The organism is Streptomyces sp. NPDC002076, assembly GCF_053593835.1.
Genome location: NZ_JBSFDI010000023.1, coordinates 125846 through 149845, shown reverse-complemented (window position 1 = coordinate 149845; position 24000 = coordinate 125846). Strand labels below are relative to the sequence as shown.

The window sequence follows — 24000 nt, the reverse complement described above, 5'->3', positions numbered from 1 at the left end:
TGGCCATCACAGTCATTTCCTACGACCGGGTGCGGGCATCTGGCCAACTACCAGTCGACGTCCCAAGAGGCGAACGTTGCTTGATGCGGCACTAGGTCCCTTGGCCCGGTTGGCGTACGCCCACCTCGATCCCCCTCACAGAGATCCCACAAGAACCGTCCCTACGGTGCCTCGGCGGATGTCGGCAACGAGGGGGAGCACCGTGGATCGTTCGCGTCGTCTGGGCGGACGCTACCGTCTGGAACACGTTCTGGGTCGCGGGGGGATGGCCGAGGTATGGCTGGCGTACGATCTGCTGCTGTTCCGCCAGGTCGCCGTGAAGACGCTCCGGCCGGACCTGGCGGCCGATGCCGAACACTGGGCGCGTTTCCGCCGTGAGGTCGTCTCGGCGGCCCTGTTGGGGCACCCGTCCGTCGTGGCCGTCTACGACGCGGGCGAGGACACGATCGACGGCCGGCTCGTCCCGTACCTCGTGATGGAGTACGTCAAGGGCACCACGTTGCTCCAATTCGTGCGCGAGGCACGGATCACCGGACCGGAGCACGCCCTGGAACTCACCGCCGGCGTGCTGGAGGCGCTCGATCACGCCCACCGCCACGGCATCGTGCACCGGGACATCAAACCGGCGAACGTCATGCTCTCCCACGAGGGCAGCGTGAAGGTGACGGATTTCGGCATCGCCCGCTCGGTGGATCAGGTGGGTACGACCCTCACCCGCACCTCGGTGGTGGTGGGCACGGCCGAGTACCTCTCGCCGGAACAGGCCCGGGGCGAGCAGGTGGACGTCCGCACCGACCTGTACTCGACCGGCTGCCTGCTGTACGAGCTGCTCACCCGCCGCCCCCCGTTCACCGGTGACACCCCGTTGGCCGTGGCCATGAAGCACCTCTCGGAACCACCGGTGCCTCCCTCTGCCCACGTCCCGCGGCTGCCTGCCGCCTACGACACCCTGGTGCTGCGCGCGCTGGCCAAGGATCGCGCGGACCGGTACCAGACCGCCGAAGAGATGCGCGACGCCATCGGGAAGGTGCTGGCAGGCCGTGCCACGGCGGTGACCTCGTCCCTGCCGGTTCCACCCGCGACGGTTCGGCACACCCCGCCACCGCCGCCCCGGGATCCCCGGAAACCACGCCTTGTGCGCCGAGGGCGCATCCGCCGGCCACTTCAGGCGATGGCGGTGCTGCTGGCGGCCGCCGTGGGCACCTATCTGATCATCGGATCCCACGCCTCTGCTCGTCCCCGGGTCGCGGCACCCTCGCTGATCGGCGAGACCATGACCGAAGCCCGAACGAACGCCCAGGCAGCCGGCGTACGCGTCCAGCCCATCCGGCACCGAGAGTGCCCTCATCCCGGCACGCCCGTCGGCCGAGTATGTGAGCAGACACCCTCGCCCGGCAGCAAGATGCCACGTCACGCCATCGTGCGGGTCATCCTGTCGCCCGGCACACCTCACCAGATCTAGAGCTTCCCGCTTCCCTGGCACACCGTCCGACCCCGTGAACCACCGGTGGAAACCCTGTGGAAGCAGTGTCGGTGGTGCCGCTTATGCTGCACCGAACGATCACGCGGAACCTGGGGAGGGCGCGGCATGTTCGGCAAACTGTTCGGCAGGGGTGGGGAGAGACCGGCGGCGGATCCGTACGCCCTTGCCGTCCCGCGCTGGAAGAAGAACGGGATGTACACGCTGCGCGCGCTCGGAGACGCGCGGGTGCTCGCGCTGGTCGAGGCGGCCGGCGCGGGTGACTGGGCGGCGGTCAAGGCGGCGCTGGCCCCCTTCGATCTCGGCCGGGACGATCAAGTCCTCGGTGAGCTCGCCGACCTGGACGGTGTGCAGGACTGGGTCGGCCGGGCCGTCGAGGAGGACAAGGAGTACCGGGCGACGGCCCTGCTGATATCCGGGGCGCGCCACATCAACTGGGGCTGGGAGGCTCGCACCCGCGCGCGTGCCGCGGATGTCACGCCGGAGCAGTGGCGGGTTTTCCACGAGCGGCTGCACATCGCCGAGGAGCAGCTGTTGGAGGCCGCCGAGTTGCGGCCGGAATGGGTCACACCATGGCGCCGCCTGCTCACCTCCGGCCGCGGCATGTCGCTGGGCCCCGCCGTCAACGAGACCCGGCTCGACGCCGCCCTGCGCCGCGACCCGCTGGACCTGGCGACCCACATCGAGTGGGTGTCGCAGTTGCAGCCCCGTTGGGGCGGCGAGCCCGGCGAGGCCCTGGCGTTCGCCCGTGAGGCGTTCGCGCGGGCACCCGATGGCCATCGCCTCGGCTGTGTGATCGCCATGGCCCACATCGAGGACTGGGTCGAGTCCGACCGTAAGAACTGCCTCATCACCCCCGGCATCCAGGACGAGTTGCTGGAAACGGCCGAGCGCAGCATCCTCCACCCCGCCTACGTGCGTCGCCCGGGCTGGCAGCAGGACTTCAACATCTTCGCCATGGCCTTGTCCCTGGCCTCCGAACGCCTCGTGCTGCCCCGCGTCTTCCGCGAGTTGCAAGGCGCCTACACCTCGTGGCCCTGGAGGTACATGGCGAAGCCGGAAGAGATGTACGCCCGCGCCCGGCGCAACGCCTGATACCGCCACCCCACCCGCCGTCGCCCACCTCACCCCGGACTGCCCGATGACTCTGCCCGCGACCCCTTCGAGCCCGGCCGGCGCCGACCGCACCTTCCAGGTGGATCTGCGCGGCCTCGTCGATCTCCTCTCCCACCACCTCTACTCCAGCCCCCGCGTCTACCTGCGTGAACTCCTGCAGAACGCGGTGGACGCGCTGACCGCGCGGTACGGTCTCGAACCGGCCGCCCCCACCGGCGCGTTCGGCATCCGCCTGTACGCCGACGGTTCGGTCGTACGTGTCGAGGACGACGGAGTCGGTCTCACCGAGGCCGACGTGCACACCTTCCTCGCCACGATCGGCCGCAGCAGCAAGCGCGCCATGGGGGTCCCCCCGGCCGAGCCCATTCGAGGCTGGGGGAAGGTCGCCGAGCAACGCGCCGACTTCATCGGCCAGTTCGGCATCGGCCTGCTCTCCTGTTTCCTGGTCGCGGACGAGATCCATGTCCTGAGCCGCTGCGCCCGCACCCCCGACGCCCCCGCCGTGGAGTGGCGGGGACGCGGTGACGGCAGCTACTCCGTCCGCACCCTGCCCGCCTCCGCCCGCCCCGGACCCGGCACCACCGTCACACTGACGCCGCGCGCCGACGCGGGCGAGTGGACCCGGCCGGCACAGGTGCACGCGCTGGCCCGGCACTTCGGCTCCCTGCTGCGCCATCCCGTGACCTTCGACGACGGCACGGGCGGCCCGGGCGCATCCGTCAACCCCGAGCCCGCACCCTGGGCGCGTCCGTACCCCACGCCCGGAGCACGCTCCCGCGCGCTGGCCGCGTACGGCGCGGAGGTGTTCGGGTTCACGCCGCTGGACACCATCGAGCTGGACCTGCCGGCCGTGGGCTTGAAGGGCATCGCGTGCGTGCTGCCCGAGGCGGTGCCGGCCGGGCGCCGCCACGGCCACCGCGTGCACGTCAAGGGCATGCTGCTGTCCGAGCAGGCCCAGGAGATCCTGCCCGAGTGGGCGTTCTTCGTCCGCTGTGTCGTCGATGCCGAGAGCCTGCGCCCGACGGCGTCCCGCGAGTCCCTGTACGAGGACGACACCCTCGCCGCCGTCCGTGACGCCCTCGCCGAACTGCTGCGTGCCTGGATCGCCCGGACCGCCGCCAGCGACCCGGACCTCCTCGGCCGTTTCCTCCAGGCCCACCACCTGGCGGTGAAGTCGCTGGCGGTGCACGACGACGAGATCCTGCGGATGCTGCTGCCGTGGCTGCCGTTCGAGACCACCGACGGACACGCCACGCTGGACGAGTTCGCGCGCACCCACCGCACCGTGCTCGTGACCTCCAGCGTGGAGGAGTTCCGGCAGGTCGCGGCGATCGCCTCGGCCGCCGGGCTCGGCGTCGTCAACGGCGGCTACACCTACGACCGTGAACTGGTCCACCGGCTGCCGGAGATCAGGCCGGAGGTCAGCGTCGCCGACCTGGACCCGGTCACGCTCACCGCCCACCTCGACCCCGTCGACCGGGAGACGGAACTGGCCGCCGCGGCCTACCTCGCCCAGGCCCGCGACGCCCTCGCCGTCTTCGACTGCGACGTCGCGCTGCGCACCTTCCAGCCCGCCTCCGCCCCGGCCCTCCTCCTCGACAGCCGCGAGGCCCGGCACGAGCGCACCCGCTCCCAGCTCGCCCGCGAGCAGCAGGGCGGCTTGTGGGGCGACATCCTCGGCCACCTGCGGCAGGAGGCGCCGCGGGCCCAGCTGATCCTCAACCAGCTCAATCCGCTGGTCCGCACGGCCGTCACCATCGACGAACCCGAACTGGCCCGCACCAGCGCCGAAGCCCTCTACGGGCAGGCCGCGATGCTGTCCCGGCGCCCGCTCAGGCCCGCCGAATCGAGCCTGATCAACCGCTCCTTCCTTGACCTTCTCGCCCACGCCCTCCGCAAGGACAGCTGACGATGCCGACCGCACCCCAGAACACTGACGAGCTGTACCAGGCGCTCCAGGAGAACGACCGGCGCCCCTACGGCCGTACCCGCACCGTCACGGCCGAGGAACTGGTGGATGCCGCCGAGCAGTTCGCGGAACCCGTCCCGCTCGTCCACGCACTCCTCGAACTCCAGGAGGCGTACACCTACGGCTCCGAACCCAGGAAGTCGCCGGTCGTCTTCGCCCGCCTGCTCACCCTCTTCGACGAGCAGCCCGACGTCTTCGACGAACGACTGCGCCACACGCTGTTCTGGCGGTTCAAGTGGGTGGCCCACGCCCTGCGCCAGCTGCCCGAGATTCCGCTGGCCAGCCTGCGCCAGTGGCTGACGGAGATGCGCGACCGGTACGAGAAGGCCGGGCTCGACCTCCAGCCCTACTACGGGCAGGCGTACCAACTCGCCGCACACGTCGGCGAGGACAGCGACCTCGCCTTCGAGCTGTGGGCGGGCCGCACCCGCACCCGGCTCAGCGACTGCGAGGCCTGCGAGATCTGCGAGCGCGCCCGGTACCACCTCGCGGCGGGCGACGACGAGCGGGCGCTGCGCACCTGGGAGCCCGTCCTGGCCGGGAAGGAGTCCTGCCAGGAGGAGCCCGCCCGCTCCATCTCGTACGCGCTGCTTCCCCTGCTGCGCACCGGACGTACCGACCGGGCCCGCGAGCTGCACCTGGCCGGTTACCGCGGCTGCCGCCGCAACCCCTCGATGTCCGGGGAGGTCGGCCGGCACCTGGAGTTCTGCGCGCTGACCGGCAACGAGGCGCGCGGCCTGGAACTGCTCGCCGAGAACCGGAGCCTGTTCGACGACGTCGACTCGCCGCTGGACCTGCTCAGCTTCCTCACCGGCGTGGAGGTCCTCCTCCAGCGCGTCGAACTCCTCGGCCACGGCGAACTGCCGGCCGCCGGATGGGCGGGCCGCACCTGGACGGTGGCCGGCCTGCGCGCCGAGGTGCGGGGCCGCGCCGACGACCTCGCCGCCCGCTTCGACGCCCGCAACGGAACCACGGCCCACACCGACCGCCGCAGGGCCCGCCTCGACCATGCCCCCCTCCGGGACACACTGGAACTGACCCTGCGCACCCGCGGCCTCGACGAGGTGGCCCCGGCCGCCCCGGCCGCCACGCCCGCCGCCCGCCCGGCCGCCGCCGTCCCCGAGTCTCTGCCCGAACTCATCATCCGTGCACGGGAGTTGGACGAGGAGGGGCATCCGGACGAAGCGGCCTGCTGGGCACGGCTGAACACGCTCGTCGCCGCCCCCGACTACGCCCACCCCGACGACGCGGCCGTGGGACCGCTCGTACGGCTGCGCGCGGATCTGCTGGCCGACGAGGCGGGCCGGGCGGGCGAGAAGGACGACTTCGCCGCAGCCGCCGCCCGGTACGAGGAGGCCGCGAGCCTGTACGAGGAGGCCGGAGCGCCGGGTCACGCGGTGCTCGCCCGCGCCTGCGCCCTGCTCGCCACGGGCGAGATCCCCACGGACGACGGAGCCGAGGCGAAGGCCGCCGCGCTGACCGCCGCCCACGCGGCCCTCGTCCGTCTGCACGAGGAGACGACCGGCCTCGCCCCGTACCAGGAGGCCCGGCTGCTGCGGCTGCGGGCGACCGCGCTGGGCCTGCGTCTGCAGACGTCGCGGAACGACGAGCACGTCGCGCCGGTCTTCGCCGAGGTGGACCTGCTGCTCGACTTCGCCACCCGGCACGACATCGCCGGACAGGTCTCCGGCGCGCTCTTGCTGCGGGCCAGTACGTACGCCCTCTCCGGCGATCTGCCCGCCGCGGCCACGGAGATCGACGCCCTCCTCGACCGGCTGAAGGCGCACGGCCCCGCCTGGCACCTGCCCCGCACGCTCAGCCTGCGCGCCCGGATCCAGCTCGGCCGGGGGGACGCGCAGGGCCGGCTGGGACGACGACCCCGGAAGCCACGCCATGATCGCCGCGGAGACCGCCGTACTCCTCGCCGAGTCCGGCGAGTTCGGCCGGGCCCGCGAGGCCGCGGACCAGGCCCTCGCCGCCCACGCCCGGGCCCCGCGCTACGAGCAGCTCAGCAGCTGCCTGCGCGAACTCGCCCGCCTCCAGGCCCAGCAGCAGGGTGCCGAGGGCCTGGCCGACGCCCTCGCCTTCCTCGCCGACGCGGGCAGGATCGCCGACGAGGCCCGCGCTGCGGGGTTCGAGGCCCGCGGCCGCTCCCTGGACCCTGCCCTGGCCTACGAACACGGACGGGTCAACGCCTACGGCCGTGAGTACGAGACCGCCCTGGCCGCCCTGGACAAGGCCCTCACCCTGCTCGGCGAACCGGGATCCGACGAGGACCACGCCGGCGAGTGGGCCGAATGCGTCCGCCTCGCGGCCGCCGTGGAGGGCATCTACCTGGAACGCCCCGCCCCCGCCCGGACCCGCCTCGACGCGGCGGTCTCCCGCCTCACCGCCCTGGGCCACACCGGGGAGACCGAGCCGCTGACCTCCCTGGCGGCCCGGCTGCGCGACGAGAGCTGATACGGCGGACCCGGTGCCGGCGCGACAGCCCGCCCCGGCACCGGGCGTGCCGCCGGCCCTGCACGCCGCAATCAGCTCGGGAGATCGCCTGACGCGACCGAGAGGGCCACGGTGAGCCCTCCGGCGCTGCCGCCCCGGATCGCCACGTGCCGGCCTCCGTCAGGGGGCCGGGGGTGAGCCGGGCTCACCGGGAGCGGACGGGTGGTTCCACAGGTGCAGCTTGTCGGGGTTGAGGGTGATCCAGACCTGTGTGACCTGGTGATCGCAGATGTCGAGGCCGATGACGGCGGCCGCCTGGCCGTCGTAGCGGGCGACCAGCCCGGTGCGGCCATTGACGGGATGGTTGGTCAGCGAGGTGCGGGGACGGCCGGCGAGGAGGGTGACGAGGCTGTGGGCGACCTGCCCGCCGCCATGCACGGGTCTGGTCAGCGCCCGGACCTTGCCGCCGCCGTCGAAGAAGGCGGTGGCGTCCGGTGCGAGCAGGCGGGTGAGCTGCTGGGTGTCCTCGTCGACGCAGCCCTGCCGGACGGCCCGGGCGAGGGCGTCGTGTTCCTGGGGCGTGGTGGGGCGTGAGCGCTGCCGCCGCAGGCTGTGGCGCGCGCGATCGGCGAGTTCGGCGCATTCCGGTTCTGGGCGACCCACGATGTCGGCGACCGTGTCGGGTGTCATCCCGAAGACGGCGTTGAGCACGAACGCCACCCGTTCGGCGGGCGAGAGGGAATCCAGCGCGTTCAGCAGCACCCGGCTGACCTCCTGGACCAGCAGCGTCCGCGCCTGCTCGGTGGCGCCCGGCCGCGTGGGGGGAGCCTCGCTCCGGCCCGTCGCGCCCCGGTCGGGAAGTGCGAGGCGGCTCAGGCAGATCCCGCCCGCGGTCCTGGAGAGCCAGGACCGGACGGGTGCGATCCGTCGGCGCTCGGCGTCCGACAGGCCGTACCAGCGGCGGTACGTCTCGTCGACCACGCCCTCGGCGGCATCCGGACTGCCCAGCATCCAGTAGGCGACATCCAGCAGATGCCGACGCTCGTCGAGCAGCTCCGCGATCGGTACCGCGTCAGCGTCATCCATACGGCATCGTCCCTCCTGCCGCAGCGGACGGCGGCTTCAACCGTTAGACCGGACTCGCAGGGATCTTGTGACACCGGCCGGGCCGGCGGCGGCGTCCATCAGGCGGCCTCCGTGCGGTCCGGCCGTACGGCGGATATGCGTGAATTTCCCCCGAACGCCGGCGACCATGGTGTGCCGGACGGAAAGGCCGATCGTGCTGTGGTCGGGGTCGATGGTGCAGACGCCGGTGAGCGCCTTGAGACGAGCGGAGCGGACAAATGGGGTTTCCTCGTGGTCGAACACGGCGAGCCGGTTCGCTTCGTGGGTTGATCCCGGGCAGAACGCAAAGGTGGCCCCCGCCTTCCGGCAGGAGCCACCCTTCAGCGCTCACTGCTGCTGGGCCAGCCAGTCGGCGAACGTGACCTCACCGATGTGCGCGTCGGGCCCCGGCAGGAGCGTGTTCTCCTGCAGCTCGGCACCCCAGTAGGTGGCGTGCGGGTCCACGACGACCGTGCGGGGGTCGTTCTTGGCGGCGAGCCCCGTGCGAATGAACTCGTCGAGCTGGAACGCCTCGGGGCCCGTGGTCTCCACCACCCCGCCCACCGGGGCGCCGACCGAGGTGCGGCTGACGGCCGCGGCCACGTCGTCGGAGGCCATGGGCTGGATGCCGGCGGCGGGCACGCGCACGGTGTCGCCCTCGGTCATCCCGTCGGCGAGCCCCTTCGCGAACTCGAAGAACTGGGTGGCGTGGACGATGGAGTACGGGACGCCGGACTCCTTGATCAGCTCTTCCTGGACCTGCTTGGCGCGGAAGTACCCGCTGCTCTGGAGCCGGTCGGTGCCGACGACGGAGAGGGCGACGTGGTGCGTCACGCCGGCCTCGGACTCCGCCTTGAGGAGGTTGGTCGTGGAGGTGCGGAAGAAGTCCATGACGTCCTGGTCCTCGAAGGAGGGGGAGTTCGACACGTCGACCACGACCGACGCGCCCTCCAGAACCTCGGCCAGGCCCTCGCCGGTCAGCGTGTTGACACCGGTGTTGGGCGCGGCCGCGATCGCCTCGAGTCCGTGCTCCTTGAGCCTGGCGACCACCTTCGAGCCGATGAGCCCGGTTCCACCGATCACTACGACCTTCATAACGGATTCCTTTCGGAGGTGTTGTCTGTAATGCGGCCTGCACAAGAAGAGACCGGACAGGGGCCCTGCTTGTGACACCGCATTCCGGGAATCGGGCAGTCGTTCAGGGGTGGCCCGGCGTCATTCGGCGAGTTTTCCGTCACTCACTACGACCGGACCGTGCGGGAATCTGTGACAGCTTGCGTCGACGGCACCCGTGTCACGACATTGCGGGTCGGAGGCCGCCGACGCCGGCGTGTGGTGCCCCCTGTTCCCTTCCTGACCGTGTCCGCGCCGGATGTGGCCGGGCCGGCCGGCTGCCGGCCCGGGAAGAACCGTGCGCCCGGTCAGGAGTCCAGCGTGATGTTCGTCGGCGTTCCCTGCCCGGCCATCTTCACGTACGGGCAGAGCGAATCGGCCTTCTCCATCAGCGGGGCGGCGACGGCGGGATCGACGTCCGGCCATTTGACCACCAGGTCCACGCGCAACCGGTAACCGCCGTCCTCCGGGTCCCGCCCGAATGCCACGGTCGTCTCCACGGAGATCACCGAAGGGTCGAGCGCGGCCTGCCGCGCGACCAGGCTCAGCGCCCCGTGGTAACAGGCGGCGAAGCCGGCGGCGAACAACTGCTCCGGATTCGTCCCCTGGCCGTCTCCGCCCAGTTCGGCGGGCATACGCAGGTCCAGAACCAGGGCTCCGTCGGCGGAGCGGGCCCTGCCCGTGGCGCGGCCGTGACTCGCCATGCCACCGCTCACCGTCACCGTCGTGGTGTAGATCGGGGCGAAGGACGACCCGGTGAAGTCCTTGTCGGTGGACAGATCGGGCAACCGGATCGGCTCGTTCACCGTGTGACCCCCTCGACGTCGCGGTGCACCACCGGGCGCGGAGCCGGAGCAGATGTGCGGGCGTGGGCGGCCGTAGGGCGCTGGACGGAGCCCACGGCCTCGCATGTACGGGGTGTCATATCGTGTGCGCCTTCACGTGGTGAGGGGTGTGCCGGATACGGACAGTCAGTTGACCGGCGAGTCAGCCCCGTTGTGACATCTCCCGGCGGGCCGCCCGCGTGATCGGTGTCCCGGCGCCGAGGTCAGCGCGAAGAATCCGCCTCAAGCGTCCAGCGACGCCACGTAAGGAGCCAGTTTGGCCGGGTTCATCACCCACATGATGCGTTCGATGCCGCGCGCGGACACATCGACGCAGAGCAGAGCCTTGGCGTTTCCTTCCTCCGAGACGAGGACGGCCGGCCGGCCGTTGGCCTCGACCCAGCGGACGTCCGACGGCGGCCAGAAACGCGGGGCGAAGGCGGCGAGATACCGGGAGACATGGGGCATCCCGAAGACCGGGATCTTCGATGCACCGCGCATTCCGCCGCCGTCGGAGTAGCTCACCACATCCTCCGTGAGCACATCCTCCAGCACCGCCAGATCACCGGTCTGCGCCGCGGCGAGGAACACCTCCATCAGACGCCGGTGAGCGGTACGGCTGACCGGCTCTCTGCGTTCCGCGGCCAGACGCTTGCGGGCACGGGTCACCAACTGGCGCGTGTTGGCCACGCTGGTCTCGAGGATCTCCGCGATGCGCTTGTACGGGTAGTCGAAGGCTTCCCGTAGCACGTAGGCAGCGCGTTCCACGGGGTTCAGCTTCTCCAGGAGGAAAAGCACCGCCAGGTCGAGTGCCTCCGCCCGCTCCGCGCCCAGCTGGGGATCCACGCTCGTGTCCACGGGCTCGGGAAGCCAGGGCCCGGTGTAGGACTCGCGCCGCACCCTGGCGGACTGGGCGAAGTTGATCGCCAGCCGGGCGGTCACCGTGGCCAGGAAGGCGGCGGGTTCATGGATCCCGGAGCGGTCGGTGTTCTGCCAGCGCAGCCACGCCTCCTGGACGATGTCCTCGGCTTCCACGGCGCTGCCGAGCACACGGTAGGCGATACCGAAGAGTTGGGGACGCGCTGCCATGAAGTCCCTGGTCGCCCGGTCAAGGGAGCCCGTGCCGTCATCGGTGCGCATCCATGTCCTCCGTACTCGGACCATCATGGTACAAGCCGGACCAGCACACACATGTGTCCAGGCACGGTGGGCCCGCCGGTTCCTTCATGTGCCGGTGGCGTCAGCCACTCGCACATGTACGACAGTGTTCCCGCCGATGTCGTGACACCGACCGCTCGTGTCACAGATCCACCGTGCATCCGGTCATCACTGGGAAAGGCCTGATGACCCTGTGGAGGTGCAACACGATGTCGGACAAGGACGCTGTGCGCGGGCCCGGCGAGCAGCCCCGGCCGGGGGGTCGAAGACCGCGGCGAAGATGCTGCAGGATGCCTCGCCGATCACCATTCCCGAGGGCGCCTCGGCGATGACCATTCACGTCGAGTGGGAGCCCGGAGACCCGGCCACGCCGCCGCACCGCCACTCGGGACCGGCCTTCGGGTACGTCATCGAGGGCGTGGTCCGCCGCCGTCCTGTGACAGCACAGCGGCTGCGCCGGTCCATCGCTGCGGTGTCACACAAATGCCTGCCGCGCGGTCTCATCTCCCGGAGACCCTGACGTGGCTCAGAGGGGCATCCCCGGCAAAGACACCCGTACCGGACACCTTTCCCCGCAGGAGGAAGCTCATGGACTGGCATGATTCGGCCAAGTGCCGGGGCATGGATCCCGATCTGTTCTTTCCCGTCGGGAACGGCAGCGGCGGCGCGTCGCTCCTGCAGATCGACGAGGCGAAGGCCGTGTGCGGCAGTTGCCCCGTGGCGCGTCAGTGCCTGGCCTGGGCGCTGAACGCCGTCACGGTGGAGGGGATCTGGGGCGGAACGACGGAAGCGGAACGCCGCTCGATGCTGCGACGAGGGGCACCGGGCCAGCGGGACACGGCGAGCGCGGCCGCCTGAACCATCTGGAACCTGTCACAACTTCACGTACCGGACTGTCTTATGAGAGACAGCGGCCGGCGGCCGTCGGCCGGGGGGATTCCACCGGCCGTTGCCGTACGGGCGCAGCGCCTTCCGAGTGCAGGAATGAGTGAGGAGAGATGGTCAGCGACTCTGAGCCGTCCGCGGCGCGGCACCGCCGCACAGGAGAGCGGGTCGCCGCGTGGACCGATGCCAGACTCGGTACACGTGGTCTGGCCAAGGCCACCGCGCGCCGGATCTTCCCGGACCACTGGTCCTTTCTCCTGGGGGAGATCTGCCTGTACAGCTTCCTCGTCCTCGTCCTCACCGGCGTGTATCTGACGCTCTACTTCCACCCGTCGTCAGAGCCGGTGCGGTACATGGGCAGTTACGCTCCCCTGCGGGGACAGTGGGTGTCGGAGGCGTTCGACTCCACCCTGCACATCTCGTTCGACGTGCGCGGCGGTCTGCTGATCCGGCAGGCGCACCACTGGGCGGCCCTGATATTCGTCGCGGCGACGTTCGCGCACATGATGCGCGTCTTCTTCACCGGGGCCTTCCGCAAGCCGCGCGAACTCACGTGGGCTTGCGGCTTCCTGTTGCTGATCCTCGGCATGTTCGGCGGCCTGACCGGCTACGACCTGCCGGACGACCTTCTGTCGGGCACGGGTCTCGCCGTGATCTCCGGCACCCTGCTGTCCATCCCGATCGTGGGCACCTACCTGTCGATGTTCCTGTTCGGGGGAGAGTTCCCGGGCGAGGATCTCATCGCACGCTTCAACACCCTGCATGTCCTGGTGATCCCCGCGGCGATGGTCGTCCTCGTGGGCGCCCACGTAGCGCTCACCCTGCGCCATCGGCATGCGCAGTACCCGGGGCCGGGACGGACCGAGAAGAACGTCGTCGGGCTCCTTCTCCGGGTGTACCTGGTGAAAGCGGGCGGAGTGTTCTTCCTGGTGTCCGGGGTCGTCTTCGTCATCGCGGCCGTCGCCCAGATCAACCCCGTCTGGCTGTACGGGCCCTACCGCGCCGACCAGGTGTCGGCCGGCTCGCAGCCCGACTGGTACATGGGCGTCGCCGACGGGCTGCTGCGGGTGATGCCCGGCTGGGAGATCAACCTGTGGGGCCACACGCTGGCGCTGGACAACCTCGTCCCGCTGGCGGTGGGGGTCGGCCTCTTCCTCGCACTGGGCGCGTACCCCTTCATCGAGTCCTGGCTGACCCCGGACGACCGTGCGCATCATCTCCTCGACCGCCCGCGCAACCGGCCCGTCCGCACGGCACTCGGTGCCGCGTGGCTCAGTGTGTATCTCGTGGCGCTCGTCGGCGCCGCGAACGACCTGATCGCGCTCCGGCTCCATGTCTCGGTCAACGCCGTCACCTGGGCGGTCCGCATCGGCCTCTTCACGGTGCCCGTCATCGTCTTCGTCGTCGCCAAGCGCTGGGCCCTCGCGCTCCAGCGGCGCGACCGGGACCTGGTCCTGCACGGCCGCGAGACCGGCGTCATCAAGCGACTCCCGCACGGTGAGTTCGTCGAGGTGCACCAGCCGCTCGGCCAGGAGAGGCTGCACGAGCTGACGGCCCATGAGCAGTACGAGCCCCTCACCCTCTCCCGAGCGGGCGGCGCGAACGGCGCACCCACCCGCGCCCGGCGCCTGCAGGCACGGCTCAGCCGCGGTCTGTACGGCCCGGGGACCCAGTTCCCGAAAGCCACCGTGGCCGAGTACAAGGAAGTCACCGGCCGCCGGCGGCACTGACGGGGCATCACGGAAATCACGGAGAGCGACGAAGGCGGCTAGCGCATCATCCAGCCCTTGTGAGCGTGGCATCTGTGCGGGGTGTATGTCTTCTCCCTGTTCGGGAGGGCATGTGTCGGACAACCGTGGGCCCTCGCGGCCCGGAGACGCTTCCCGCTCGGTCCGAGATTCGTGTCGTCGGGCGAAGCGGGCACCGCGGTCATGCGGCGGCTCCTGGGTTCGGGCCCATGGGCCCGGTGCGGTGGGTGCGGACAGTCCACGCCGTGCGGTGTGGCGGGCACGAGCACTGTGCGGCCGGGTGGGCCGAACCCCGGGGTCTCTGTCCCCGTCACGCCGGAGCACGGCCGGGGCGCCCGCCCAGGGGGCTCAGCGCCTCGGTGCAGCCGAAGACGGGCACAGGGCGGATGCCCGTTCGAAGCGGCCGACGGCAACCGGCGAGGCATGCGCGGAGGCGGTCTCGGGCCCCGTGGTGCAAGCTTCGAAGAGCAGGGCGGCACCTCGCCGGTGGGCGGCGGTGCGAGGTTCGCGGCACCTCGGCCCGCCCTGGACGGGATGACCTGTACAGGGGTGAGCATGAGTGTGAGGGATCCGAACGCCGGGCACGCGGCAGCTGCGGATCAGGGCGTCGCGGCGGCAGGCGCCGGCGTCGCCGACGGTGATGCGCCCTTGGCGGGATGTGCGGCGCTGGTGACGGGCGCGTCCAGCGGCATCGGTGCGGCCACGGCCTTGTCGCTGGCGCGGCAGGGCGCCGCTGTGGCAGTGGTGGCCCGCCGTGCGGGGCGGCTGGAGGATCTGGCCGCGGTGATCCGTGATCGGGGTGGCTCGTGCAGGGTGCTCACCGCTGACCTCGAAGACGTGGCGCAGGCACGTCGGGCCGTCGAGGAAACCGTGGAGTGCTTCACGCGGTTGGACGTGCTCGTGAACAGCGCCGGTTACGTGGCCATGGGCACCATCGAGGAGGGCGACCCGGCACAGTGGGAGCGGATGGTCGATCTCAACTTCAACGCGGTCCTGCACCTGTCGCAGGCGGCCTTGCCCCATCTGCTCCGCGCGGCGGCCGACGGCCCGCGCGGGGTCGCTGATCTCGTGAATGTCAGCTCGGTCGGAGGCCGGGTGGTGCGCAGGAACAACGGTGTCTATTCGGCGACGAAGCACGCGGTGGGCGCGTTCAGCGAGGCCCTGCGTCAGGAGGTGACGGGAAGGGGTGTCCGGGTGGGGCTGGTCGAGCCGGGTATGACGGTGACGGAGATGGCGACGGGCCCTGGGGCCGCTGCCGCCCGTGGCCTGCCGCAGAACGCCTGGCTGGATGCCGAGGACATCGCCCGCGCCATCACCTTCATGATCACTCAGCCCCCGCATGTGGCGGTCAACGAGATCATGGTCCGCCCCACGGCCCAGGAACACTGACCGTCGACTGAAGTCCCGTTCGGCAGGTGGAACTGTCCTCGTGCGGCCACGATCGTATCCTCATCGGTCAACTCGCCCCTCAGGCACCGGAGTTGCCCCACGAGCCGGCGGTGAGGCAGAGGCCGGCGCACGTGGCCCCTTGATGGCCGGAGAGGGCGCGTTGCCGTACGAGGGGTGTTGACGGGTCGTGATGACACCTTAAGATCCCTGCTGCTCGAAGTACCGATCACCGATCGATATATCGAACAGAGGAATGAGCCGCATGCCTTCAGAAGCCGGAGTGCCCCGCAGAACCGTCCTCACCGTCCTGGGCGCCGCCTCCCTCGCCGGGACCCTCGCCGCCGCTCCCGCCGGGGCCGCCCAGCTCGTCGGTACCACTCCAAGCGCCACCGCCGCGGACCTCCCCGCCGCAGCCGCCCACTGGACCTTCGACGAGGGCTCCGGCACCTCGGCCGCCGACTCCTCCGGAAACGGTCGTACCGCGACGCTCCAGGGGGCGGCCGGCTGGGACACCGCCAAGGTCGGAACCCACAGCCTGAGCCTCAAGGCGGGCGGGAACGCCATGGCGTCCGGGCCGGCCCTCGACACCTCCAAGGCGTTCTCGGTGGGCGCCTGGGTCAACCTCGCTCAACTCGGCGGCTACCAGACCGCCGTCAGCATCGACGGCAAGGTCGTCAGCTCCTTCTACCTGGGGCTGCGCGACGACACCGGCACCTTCGCCTTCGCCCGGCTGGCCTCGGACGCCACCCAGAGTGCCGCGGTGGCGGCCGCCGCCTCCGTGCCCACCACCGACACCTGGACCCACCTGGTCGGCGTCAGCGATCCGACCGCCGGCGTCATCCGCCTCTACGTCAACGGCGTACTGGAGGGGGAGACCGCCTACACCGCGGGCTGGGCCGGCAGCGGCGACACCGCCGTCGGCCGTGCCCTCTACGGCGGTGGCCACGTCGACCAGTGGCACGGCCTGATCGACGACGTGTGGATGTTCCCGGCCGCCCTCACCTCCGACCAGGTCGCGGCGCTGGCCGGGGTCCCGGTCGAGACCACGACGCCGCTGCTGAGCGTGGACGCCGGCAACCCGGCGCACGCCGTGTCGCCCATCCTCCCCGGTTTGATGTTCGAGGACATCAACCACTCCGGCGAGGGCGGCATCTACGCCGAACTGGTGCAGAACCGCTCGATGATGGCCAGTGACACCACGCCCGTCCACTGGTCCGCCGTCGGTGGAACGACCCTCGCACTCGACACCGCCACCCCCCTCAACGCGGCGCTCAACCGTTCCCTCAAGGTCGTACTGCCGAGCGGCACCGGGGCCGCAAACCGGGCCGGCGTGGCCAATGACGGCTTCTGGGGCATACCCGTGCGGCCCCGAACCACCTACACCGCCCGGCTCTTCGCCAAGGCGTCGCGACGCATCGGCCCGCTCACGGTGGCCATCGAGTCGGCGGACGGAGCGACGGTGTACGCGTCCGCCCGCCTGCCCCACATCGGCACCGCCTTCCCCGACCGCCCGTTCGAGCTGACCCTGCGCACCGGTTCGCGCACCCCCGTGGCCGGTGACGCGAGGCTGACCGTCACCACGGCCGACACCGCCGCCGCGGGCGAGACCCTGTGGCTCCAGCACGTGTCCCTGTTCCCGCCCACCTACAACAACCGGCCCAACGGCCTGCGCGTCGACCTGATGGAGAAACTGGTCGCCCTGAAGCCGAAGTTCCTGCGCTTCCCCGGCGGCAACTTCCTCGAGGGCAACACCATCGCGACACGGTTCGACTGGAAGAGCACGATCGGCCCGGTGTGGGAGCGCCCCGGCCACCGGGACGACGCCTGGGGCTACTGGTCCACGGACGGCCTCGGACTCCTCGAATACCTGCAATGGGTCGAGGACATGCACGCCCAGCCGGTCCTCGCCGTCTACGCCGGCTACTCACTCAAGGGCGAACACGTCACCGGCGACGCCCTCGAGCCGTTCGTCCAGGACGCACTCGACGAGATCGAGTACGTCACCGGTCCCGTCACCAGCACCTGGGGCGCACGACGGGCCGCCGACGGGCATCCGGAGCCGTTCCCGCTGGAGTTCGTGGAGATCGGCAACGAGGACTGGTTCGACTCCTCGGGGTCGTACGACGAGCGGTTCGCGGCCTTCTACGACGCGATCAAAGCGAAGTACCCGCAGCTGAAGCTGATCGCCACGACGTCCGTGACGAGCCGCACCCCGGACCTGATCGACGAGCACTACTACCTCGCTCCGTCCGCCGCCCAGGCCTCCACCCACAAGTACGACAACCGGGACCGCAACTCGACGAAGGTGTTCGTCGGAGAGTGGGCCGCGCAGGAGGGCCGCCCCACCCCCGACCTCAACGCGGCGCTCGGCGACGCCGCCTGGCTGGCCGGTCTGATCCGCAACTCGGACCAGGTCCTCATGGAGTGCTACGCGCCGTTGTTCTCGCATGTCAAGAACAACGTCTGGGCCACCAACCTGATCGCCTACGACAACCTGACCAGCTATGTGTCGCCCAGCTACTGGGCACAGCACATGCTGACGAGCAGGCTCGGCGACACGGTGCTGCCGGCCACCGCACGTGCGCTGCCCGGCCTCGCCACCGTGGCCACCCGCTCCGGAAACCGCCTCTACCTCGCGGTCGTCAACTGCGGCACGGAGAAGCTGAACGTGCCGGTCGAGCTGAAGGGGCTGGCCAAGGGCGTCAGGAGGCAGGCCACCGCGACCGTCCTGACCGGACCCTCGCGCACCACCACAAACACGCTGACGGCCCCGGACACACTGGTGCCCAGGACGAGCACGGTCTCCGGCGCGGCAGCATCCTTCACCAGCACCGTGCCGCCGCTCTCGGTCACCGTGCTGGAGCTGGTCCTGACCTGATCGCTCGTGGTCCGACGCGTTGCTTCCCGGCGCACGCCGGTTCCGGAAGCAGCGCTCGCCCCGCGCCGCCTCGACCGTGTCGTCAGCGGTCGACCTGCCCCTCGGACAGCCGATACAGCGCCACGGAAGCGAGGGCCTCGACCTCCTGGTCGGGGCCCTCGTCGCGCCGTCAGCCGCGCCGCCGGGCTTGTCCTGCCGCGCTGCGGACCCATGTCCTCACCCGGATGGTCGAACCGCCGGGCGGACCCTCTCCCTGCCGGTGGCGGCGTGGGGCGGACCGGGTTGCAGCACCGCGACCGCTCTTGGAGGGCTGCTTTCGGCGGGTGATCTTGGCGCGGCCCTCGCAGGATGGTCCCGGCTGCTCAGCCGCGGGAGGACGGCGGCCGGGCGGCCGTTGAACGCCACCCGACCCCCGTATGCAGGGAGCAGCCCCCAGATGGCGATGACGCAGACCTTGATACCGGCGCTCGAGGATGCCCACCACGCCCATGCCGAGGCACGCGACCGACTGCGAGCGGACGCGGCCGTCGCGCCGCCCGGCTCGCACCGGCAGCTGCTCGAGCGCCAGGCCGACGACATGGAACAGCGGGTGCACCGCATCGAACGCCACGTCCGCGGACTGCGGCCCCGCGGCCTGCTCGGCGACGCGACCGACATGGCGCGGTTCGCCGCCCGCACCACCTGGAAGACGGCCACACTCCCGCTGACCATCGGGCAGAAGACCGTGACCGGGGTGATACGCGGCCGCGGGCCGGCCAACGATCGGCAGCTGCTGAGGAACACCGAGGACGAGTACGCGGCCACTGCCCGCGCCCTCGCCGCCACCCGAGCCGGTGAGGTTCTCGCCGACCAGGCCCAGGACCGCGCCACCCTCGACCTGCTCCGGGAACTCCGCGACCAGGACCAGGAGCTGCTGGCCCTGCTCGAGGACGGCCTCGCCCGGCAGGCCCGATCCCTGGCCGCCGCGAGCGACGGCTTCCGCGTGGAACCGACGGCCGACGGCGGCCTCGCCCATGCGGTCACCCGCACGCTGCGGGCCGTCGCCGACCGGATGCGCCACGCCGTACGACCCGGACGGCGTCCCGGCGGCGACGAGGAGCCGGTGGAAGAGAAACCGGAAACGATCTCCGCGGCCGAGCAGATCGAGGGAGCGCTCAGCAGCGAGGAGAGCCTGCCCATCGTCGGCTTCAGCCAGCTCAGCGTCGAGGAGATAGAGCGGCGCCTGCTCGGGCTGTCCGAGTCCGATCTGCACGTTCTCGAGGGATACGAGCGCACGCACGCACACCGCAAGGGTGTCCTGGAGGCCATCGATCGGCTGAGCTCCAGCCGGTTCTGACGGTTTCGAACCGGGCGGCGAGAAGAGCGGGCGGCCGGCTGGTGTGGCGAAGGTGCCGGCCGCCCGGGCGCTGCCCGTCCTCGGCCTCGGGGGGGAGAGGATCAGCGTTCCGTCTTCCACCGTGCACGAGAACAGCGGTACCGGCGAGCCGGACTCGGCTACTGAGGTGATCCTCGCGAAACGCGGGCCTACTGCCGGAAGCCCTTTCGGGTGTGCGCGAGCCCGCCGTTGGCGATGAGCGTCCCGATGCGCCCCCACACCGGCGCCCCTGGCGCCCGCGGATGGGCAGGAGCACCGCGTGTCCGGACGGCTCACGCCGGTCCCGCCGTGGTCTGCCCGACCCGGAGGGAACTGCGCAGCACCACCGTGCGCAGCGGCCGCTCCGTCCCGGCGATCCGGTCCAGCAGCAGGCCGGCCGCCGTCCGCCCCAGGTCGTACGCGGGCACCTGAACCGTGGTGAGGCCGGGCCGCACCAGCGGCCCCCAGGGCACCTCGCCGAACGACAGCACACCGATCTCCGGCGGCCGCAGACCCGCCTCACGCACCGCCTGCAATGCCCCGACGGCCATCAGGTTGTTGGCCGCGAAGACCGCGTCCGGCGGCTGTGGCAGCGCCAGCAGGTCTGCCATGGCCCTGCGCCCGCCCTCGACCTTGAAGTCGGCGTGCCGGGTGTAGTCGTGCAGCAGGTCCACGTCCTCGGCCACAGTGTCCGGCGCGTCGTCCAGGAACCTGCGGAGCGACCTTCGGTAGCCGGCGAGCCGTTCCTCGGCGGTCGAGGCGCCCTTCGGGCCGGTGATACAGGCGATCCGCCGGTAACCGCGGGCCAGCAGGTGTGCCGTGGCCCGCGCGCTGCCCTCCTCGTTGTCCACCAGCACGGCGTCCACTCCGGCCCCGCGGGGGCGGCGGTCCACCGCGACCACGGGGATGCGGCGGCTCAGCAGCGCCGACACATCGGTGCGGCTGCGGGACGCGGCGGCCACGATGACGCCGGCCATCCGCTCGGCGATCGCGATGTCCAGATAGCGCCGCTCCTTGTCGACGTCGCCGTCGGTGTTGCACAGCGCCACCGAGAAGCTGGTCCGCTGGGCGGCGTCCTCGACGCCGCGGGCCAGCGCGGTGAAGAACGGGTTCTCGATGTCCGGGATGAGCAGTCCGATGAGGCTGCTGCGCTGCATCCGCAGCGAACGGGCCACCCGGTTGGGGGCGAAGCCCAGTTCGGCCGCCGCGCGCCGGACCCGTTCGGCGCGCTCGGCCGTGACGCGGCCCCCGTTCAGGACTCGGGAGACCGTCGCGGGGGAGACCCCGGCGGCCCGGGCCACGTCGTTGATCGTCGTCATAGGTCCTCCGACCTCTTGCCCGACCCGTACAGGACTCTTGACACCCTCGGAGATCAAACCCTACGTTCCCTCTGAAAAGGATTTCAAGGGCGTCACCGAGCTACCGCCGCTGTAAAGCGGCCGTTCCTGGAACAAGCTGCATTTGTCGGGGGAGCTTGGTGGGCGCTCTCTTGAAATCGATTTCTATCGACTTCCCCGCACCACCGGAGGCCACTCCATGGCACGCATCGGCCCGCCGTCCCGTTCCGACGGCCGGGACGTCGTACACCGGGCCCATCGGGCCCACGGGACCGAGCCGGCGATCCACGAGGCGGCGCCCGGGCCGGCGCCGCGCCGGCCCGCGGACACCTGACGGACTCGTCGGCCGCCCCGGTCCTGCTCGCACACACGCGTCCCCGGCCCGCCCGGGAATGCCCCAAATCCATTCCTACTACGTCACCTGTGCAACATGGAGGTCCGCAATGGTGCGGATGAACACGGACGGCCCGGCATGAGCGGCGCGCCGCCCGCCCTGCTGCGAATGCGGGGCATCAGCAAGGAGTTCCCGGGCGTCCGGGCGCTCAGCGACGTCGAACTGACCGCCCACCCCGGCGAGGTGGTGGCACTACTCGGCGAGAACGGCGCCGGCAAGTCGACACTGATGAACATCCTCGCCGGGGTGCACGCCGACTACGACGGCAGCATCGAGATCGACGGCGAGCCGGCGCGGATCCACTCACCGAAGCAGGCCCAGCAGCACGGCATCGCGATGATCCACCAGGAGCTCAACCTGGTGCCCGAGCTGTCCGTGTCCGACAACGTCTTCCTCGGCCGCGAACTGCGCACCGCACGCGGCACGCTGGACCGTGCGGCGATGCACGCCCGCACCGCGGAACTGCTGGCCGACCTCGGTCTCACCCTGCCCCCGGGGCGGCTGGTCCGCGACTGCCGCATCGCCGAGCAGCAGCTCGTCGAGGTGGCCAAGGCGCTGAACGGCACCCTGCGGATCCTGGTGCTGGACGAGCCGACGTCCGCGCTCGCCGAGGCCGAGGTGGAGCGGCTGTTCTCCGTCATCCGCCGGCTGGCGGCCCGCGGCGTCGGGCTGATCTACATCTCCCACCGGCTGGAGGAGCTGGAGGAGATCGCGGACTCGGCGACCGTGCTGCGCGACGGCACCTTCGCGGGCCACCGCCCGATCGCCGGCACCGACCGCGCCGAGCTGGTGCGGCTGATGGTCGGACGGCCGTTGGGGGAGCTGTTCCCCAGGGCCCCCGAGCAGCGGTCCGACGGCCCGGTACGGCTGCGCGTGCACGACCTGACGACCACTCCCGCGCCCGCCAGTACCCGTACGCCACTGCACTCGGTCGGCTTCGAGGTGCGGGCCGGGGAGATCCTCGGCGTCGCCGGGCTGATGGGCGCCGGGCGCAGCGAGGTGCTGGAGGCCCTCTTCGGGGCCGGCGACCGGGTGCGCGGCGAGATCACGCTGAACGACCGCCCGTACACCCCGCACACCCCGCGTACGGCGATCCGCCGGGGCATCGCCCTGGTCGCCGAGGACCGCAAGGCGCAGAGCCTGGTGACCGGCAACACCGTACGGTTCAACACCACCCTGGCCGCCCTCGACCGCTATCTCAGGCCGTGGCGCACCGTGGACGCCCGCCGGGAGAAGGCGGCCGCGGCCGGCAAGGTGGCGGAGCTGCGCACCAAGACGCACAGCCTGGACGCCGTGGTCGGCACCCTCTCCGGCGGCAACCAGCAGAAGGTGGTGCTGGCCAAGTGCCTGCTCACCGAGCCCTCGGTGCTGTTGCTCGACGAGCCGACGCGGGGCATCGACGTCGGGGCCAAGGCGGAGATCCACGCCCTGATGGACGCCCTCGCGGCCCAGGGCACCGCGATCATCGCCGTCTCCTCCGAGCTTCCGGAGCTGATCGGCATGTGCGACCGGATCATCGTCCTCTGCGAGGGGCGGCTGACCGGCGAGTTCCATCGCGACCCGGCCCACGGGCCGGCCGCGACCCAGGAAGCCATCCTCACCGCGGCGATGGCACGGCAGAACGTTGTGGCCGGACCACCGGCGGACGGGAACGAGGCAGAGAAATGAGCAAGACACTCCCACCGGCCGAGACGGCCACCGGGACCGGTGAGCACGTCCCGACGCTGCGCGGGCGTCTGTCCCGGGCCCTGCCGGCCCTCGGCTCGCTGCAGAGCTACATCGGACTGCTGCTGGTGGTCGCCGTCGGCATCATCACCAAGGGCCAGGTCTTCTGGAACCAGGACAACCTCACCAACGCCGTCACCGCTTTCGCCTCCCGCGGCATCCTCGCGGTCGGCGTCACCCTGGTCATCCTCACCGCGGGTATCGATCTGTCGGTGGGTTCGGTGCTCGGCATCGGCTCCATGACCGCGGCGATGCTGCTGGTCCACCACGGCCTCTCGCCCTGGGCGATCGTCCCCCTGTGTGCGCTGGTGGGTGCGTTCTTCGGCTTCCTCAACGGAATCGGCACCACCTGGCTGCGCATCCAGTCCTTCGTGATGACCCTGGCCATGCTCTCGGTGGTGCGCGGCATCGACCGGCAGCTGAGCAACAACGTGGCCGTCGGCGTGCAGTTGGTCGACCCCCACGGCCATCTCACGCCCAAGGCCGCCGCGTTCGCCGCGCTGGGCACTCCGGGCCACACCCTGATCGCGGGCATCGGCTACCCGGTGATCGCGTTCGTCGCGGTTTGTGTCGTGGTCCAACTGCTGCTCTCCAGGACCCGGTTCGGCCGGCATGTGTACGCCGTGGGCGGCAACCCCACCGCCGCCCGGCTCTCCGGCGTCAACGTCAACCTGGTGATCATCGTCGTCTTCACGCTCTGCGGGCTGCTGGCCGGCTTCGCCGGTCCGATCGACGCCGCCTACAGTGCCTCGGCCGACCCGCTGGCCGGCACCTCCTACGAGCTGGACGCCATCGCCGCGGCCGTCATCGGCGGCACCAGCCTGGCCGGCGGCAAGGGCACCATCACCGGCACCGCCGTCGGCGCGCTGATCCTCACCCTGCTCGACAACATCCTCGGGCTCAACGCGATCAGCGACAACATGCAGATGATCATCAAGGGTCTCATCGTCGTCATGGCCGTCGTGCTGCAGCGCCCGGGCTTCCTCCAGCCGCTCACCGAGCCGCTGCGTCGCCTGCGTGCCCGCGCCTGACCCTTCCCCGCATCCCGCCGCACCACCGCTCACCCTCACCCTCACCCACGCAAGGA

The 24000-nt window shown here is 71.1% G+C and carries 15 protein-coding genes and 2 pseudogenes; 12 read left to right on the top strand and 5 right to left on the bottom strand.

Annotated elements, in window-relative coordinates:
- The first annotated feature begins 178 nt into the window (after positions 1–178).
- The 4 genes and pseudogenes from ACWCQS_RS36565 to ACWCQS_RS36550 all read left to right on the top strand — a co-directional run bounded on the left by ACWCQS_RS36565 (position 179) and on the right by ACWCQS_RS36550 (position 7025).
- Positions 179–1462: a protein kinase domain-containing protein gene (locus ACWCQS_RS36565; protein ID WP_451008465.1), complete on the top strand. Its 1284-nt coding sequence runs from the start codon at positions 179–181 to the stop codon at positions 1460–1462.
- Positions 1463–1588: 126 nt separating this feature from the next.
- A complete protein-coding gene (locus ACWCQS_RS36560; RefSeq protein WP_451008464.1) occupies positions 1589–2575 on the top strand; it encodes a hypothetical protein in 987 nt (328 codons plus the stop codon).
- 46 nt (positions 2576–2621) lie between these two features.
- Entirely contained in the window at positions 2622–4505 is a 1884-nt protein-coding gene (locus ACWCQS_RS36555) for an HSP90 family protein (RefSeq protein ID WP_451008463.1), read from the top strand.
- A 2-nt stretch (positions 4506–4507) separates the two neighbouring features.
- Positions 4508–7025: pseudogene (locus ACWCQS_RS36550) on the top strand (hypothetical protein).
- A 159-nt stretch (positions 7026–7184) separates the two neighbouring features.
- On the opposite strand, the gene ACWCQS_RS36545 reads toward ACWCQS_RS36550, so the two are convergent.
- The 4 genes from ACWCQS_RS36545 to ACWCQS_RS36530 form a co-directional block, all read right to left on the bottom strand.
- Positions 7185–8090 carry an RNA polymerase subunit sigma gene (locus ACWCQS_RS36545; protein WP_451008462.1) on the bottom strand — a complete coding sequence of 302 codons (906 nt, stop codon included), beginning with the start codon at positions 8088–8090 and terminating at the stop codon, positions 7185–7187.
- 366 nt (positions 8091–8456) lie between these two features.
- Positions 8457–9203 (bottom strand): SDR family oxidoreductase, encoded by a 747-nt coding sequence (locus ACWCQS_RS36540; RefSeq protein WP_451008461.1) that lies wholly within the window; start codon positions 9201–9203, stop codon positions 8457–8459.
- Positions 9204–9529: 326 nt separating this feature from the next.
- Entirely contained in the window at positions 9530–10027 is a 498-nt protein-coding gene (locus tag ACWCQS_RS36535) for an Ohr family peroxiredoxin (RefSeq protein WP_451008460.1), read from the bottom strand.
- A gap of 261 nt (positions 10028–10288) precedes the next feature.
- Entirely contained in the window at positions 10289–11185 is an 897-nt protein-coding gene (locus ACWCQS_RS36530) for an RNA polymerase sigma-70 factor (protein ID WP_451008459.1), read from the bottom strand.
- A gap of 227 nt (positions 11186–11412) precedes the next feature.
- On the opposite strand from ACWCQS_RS36530, the pseudogene ACWCQS_RS36525 reads away from it, so the two are divergent.
- The 6 genes and pseudogenes from ACWCQS_RS36525 to ACWCQS_RS36500 all read left to right on the top strand — a co-directional run.
- Positions 11413–11630: pseudogene (locus ACWCQS_RS36525) on the top strand (cupin domain-containing protein); the annotation flags it as partial.
- 161 nt (positions 11631–11791) lie between these two features.
- Complete coding sequence (locus ACWCQS_RS36520; protein ID WP_451008458.1) at positions 11792–12061, top strand: WhiB family transcriptional regulator; 270 nt, start codon at positions 11792–11794, stop codon at positions 12059–12061.
- A gap of 140 nt (positions 12062–12201) precedes the next feature.
- Complete coding sequence (qcrB, locus tag ACWCQS_RS36515; RefSeq protein ID WP_451008457.1) at positions 12202–13818, top strand: cytochrome bc1 complex cytochrome b subunit; 1617 nt, start codon at positions 12202–12204, stop codon at positions 13816–13818.
- A gap of 504 nt (positions 13819–14322) precedes the next feature.
- Positions 14323–15225: an SDR family NAD(P)-dependent oxidoreductase gene (locus tag ACWCQS_RS36510; RefSeq protein WP_451008456.1), complete on the top strand. Its 903-nt coding sequence runs from the start codon at positions 14323–14325 to the stop codon at positions 15223–15225.
- Positions 15226–15487: 262 nt separating this feature from the next.
- On the top strand, positions 15488–18103 hold the full coding sequence (locus ACWCQS_RS36505; RefSeq protein ID WP_451008455.1) for a LamG-like jellyroll fold domain-containing protein: 2616 nt from the start codon (positions 15488–15490) through the stop codon (positions 18101–18103).
- Between the two features lie 436 nt (positions 18104–18539).
- Positions 18540–19439, top strand: coding sequence for a hypothetical protein (locus ACWCQS_RS36500; protein WP_451008454.1), 900 nt, complete (start codon positions 18540–18542; stop codon positions 19437–19439).
- 311 nt (positions 19440–19750) lie between these two features.
- On the opposite strand, the gene ACWCQS_RS36495 is transcribed toward ACWCQS_RS36500, so the two are convergent.
- Positions 19751–20776 carry a LacI family DNA-binding transcriptional regulator gene (locus ACWCQS_RS36495; RefSeq protein WP_451008453.1) on the bottom strand — a complete coding sequence of 342 codons (1026 nt, stop codon included), beginning with the start codon at positions 20774–20776 and terminating at the stop codon, positions 19751–19753.
- 490 nt (positions 20777–21266) lie between these two features.
- Here ACWCQS_RS36495 and ACWCQS_RS36490 point away from each other — a divergent pair, with 490 nt between their 5' ends.
- Positions 21267–22856 carry a sugar ABC transporter ATP-binding protein gene (locus ACWCQS_RS36490; protein WP_451008452.1) on the top strand — a complete coding sequence of 530 codons (1590 nt, stop codon included), beginning with the start codon at positions 21267–21269 and terminating at the stop codon, positions 22854–22856.
- Positions 22853–23944, top strand: a complete 1092-nt coding sequence (locus tag ACWCQS_RS36485; protein WP_451008451.1) for an ABC transporter permease — start codon at positions 22853–22855, stop codon at positions 23942–23944. Before ACWCQS_RS36490 ends, ACWCQS_RS36485 begins: the two co-directional genes overlap by 4 nt.
- The last annotated feature ends 56 nt before the right edge of the window (positions 23945–24000 follow it).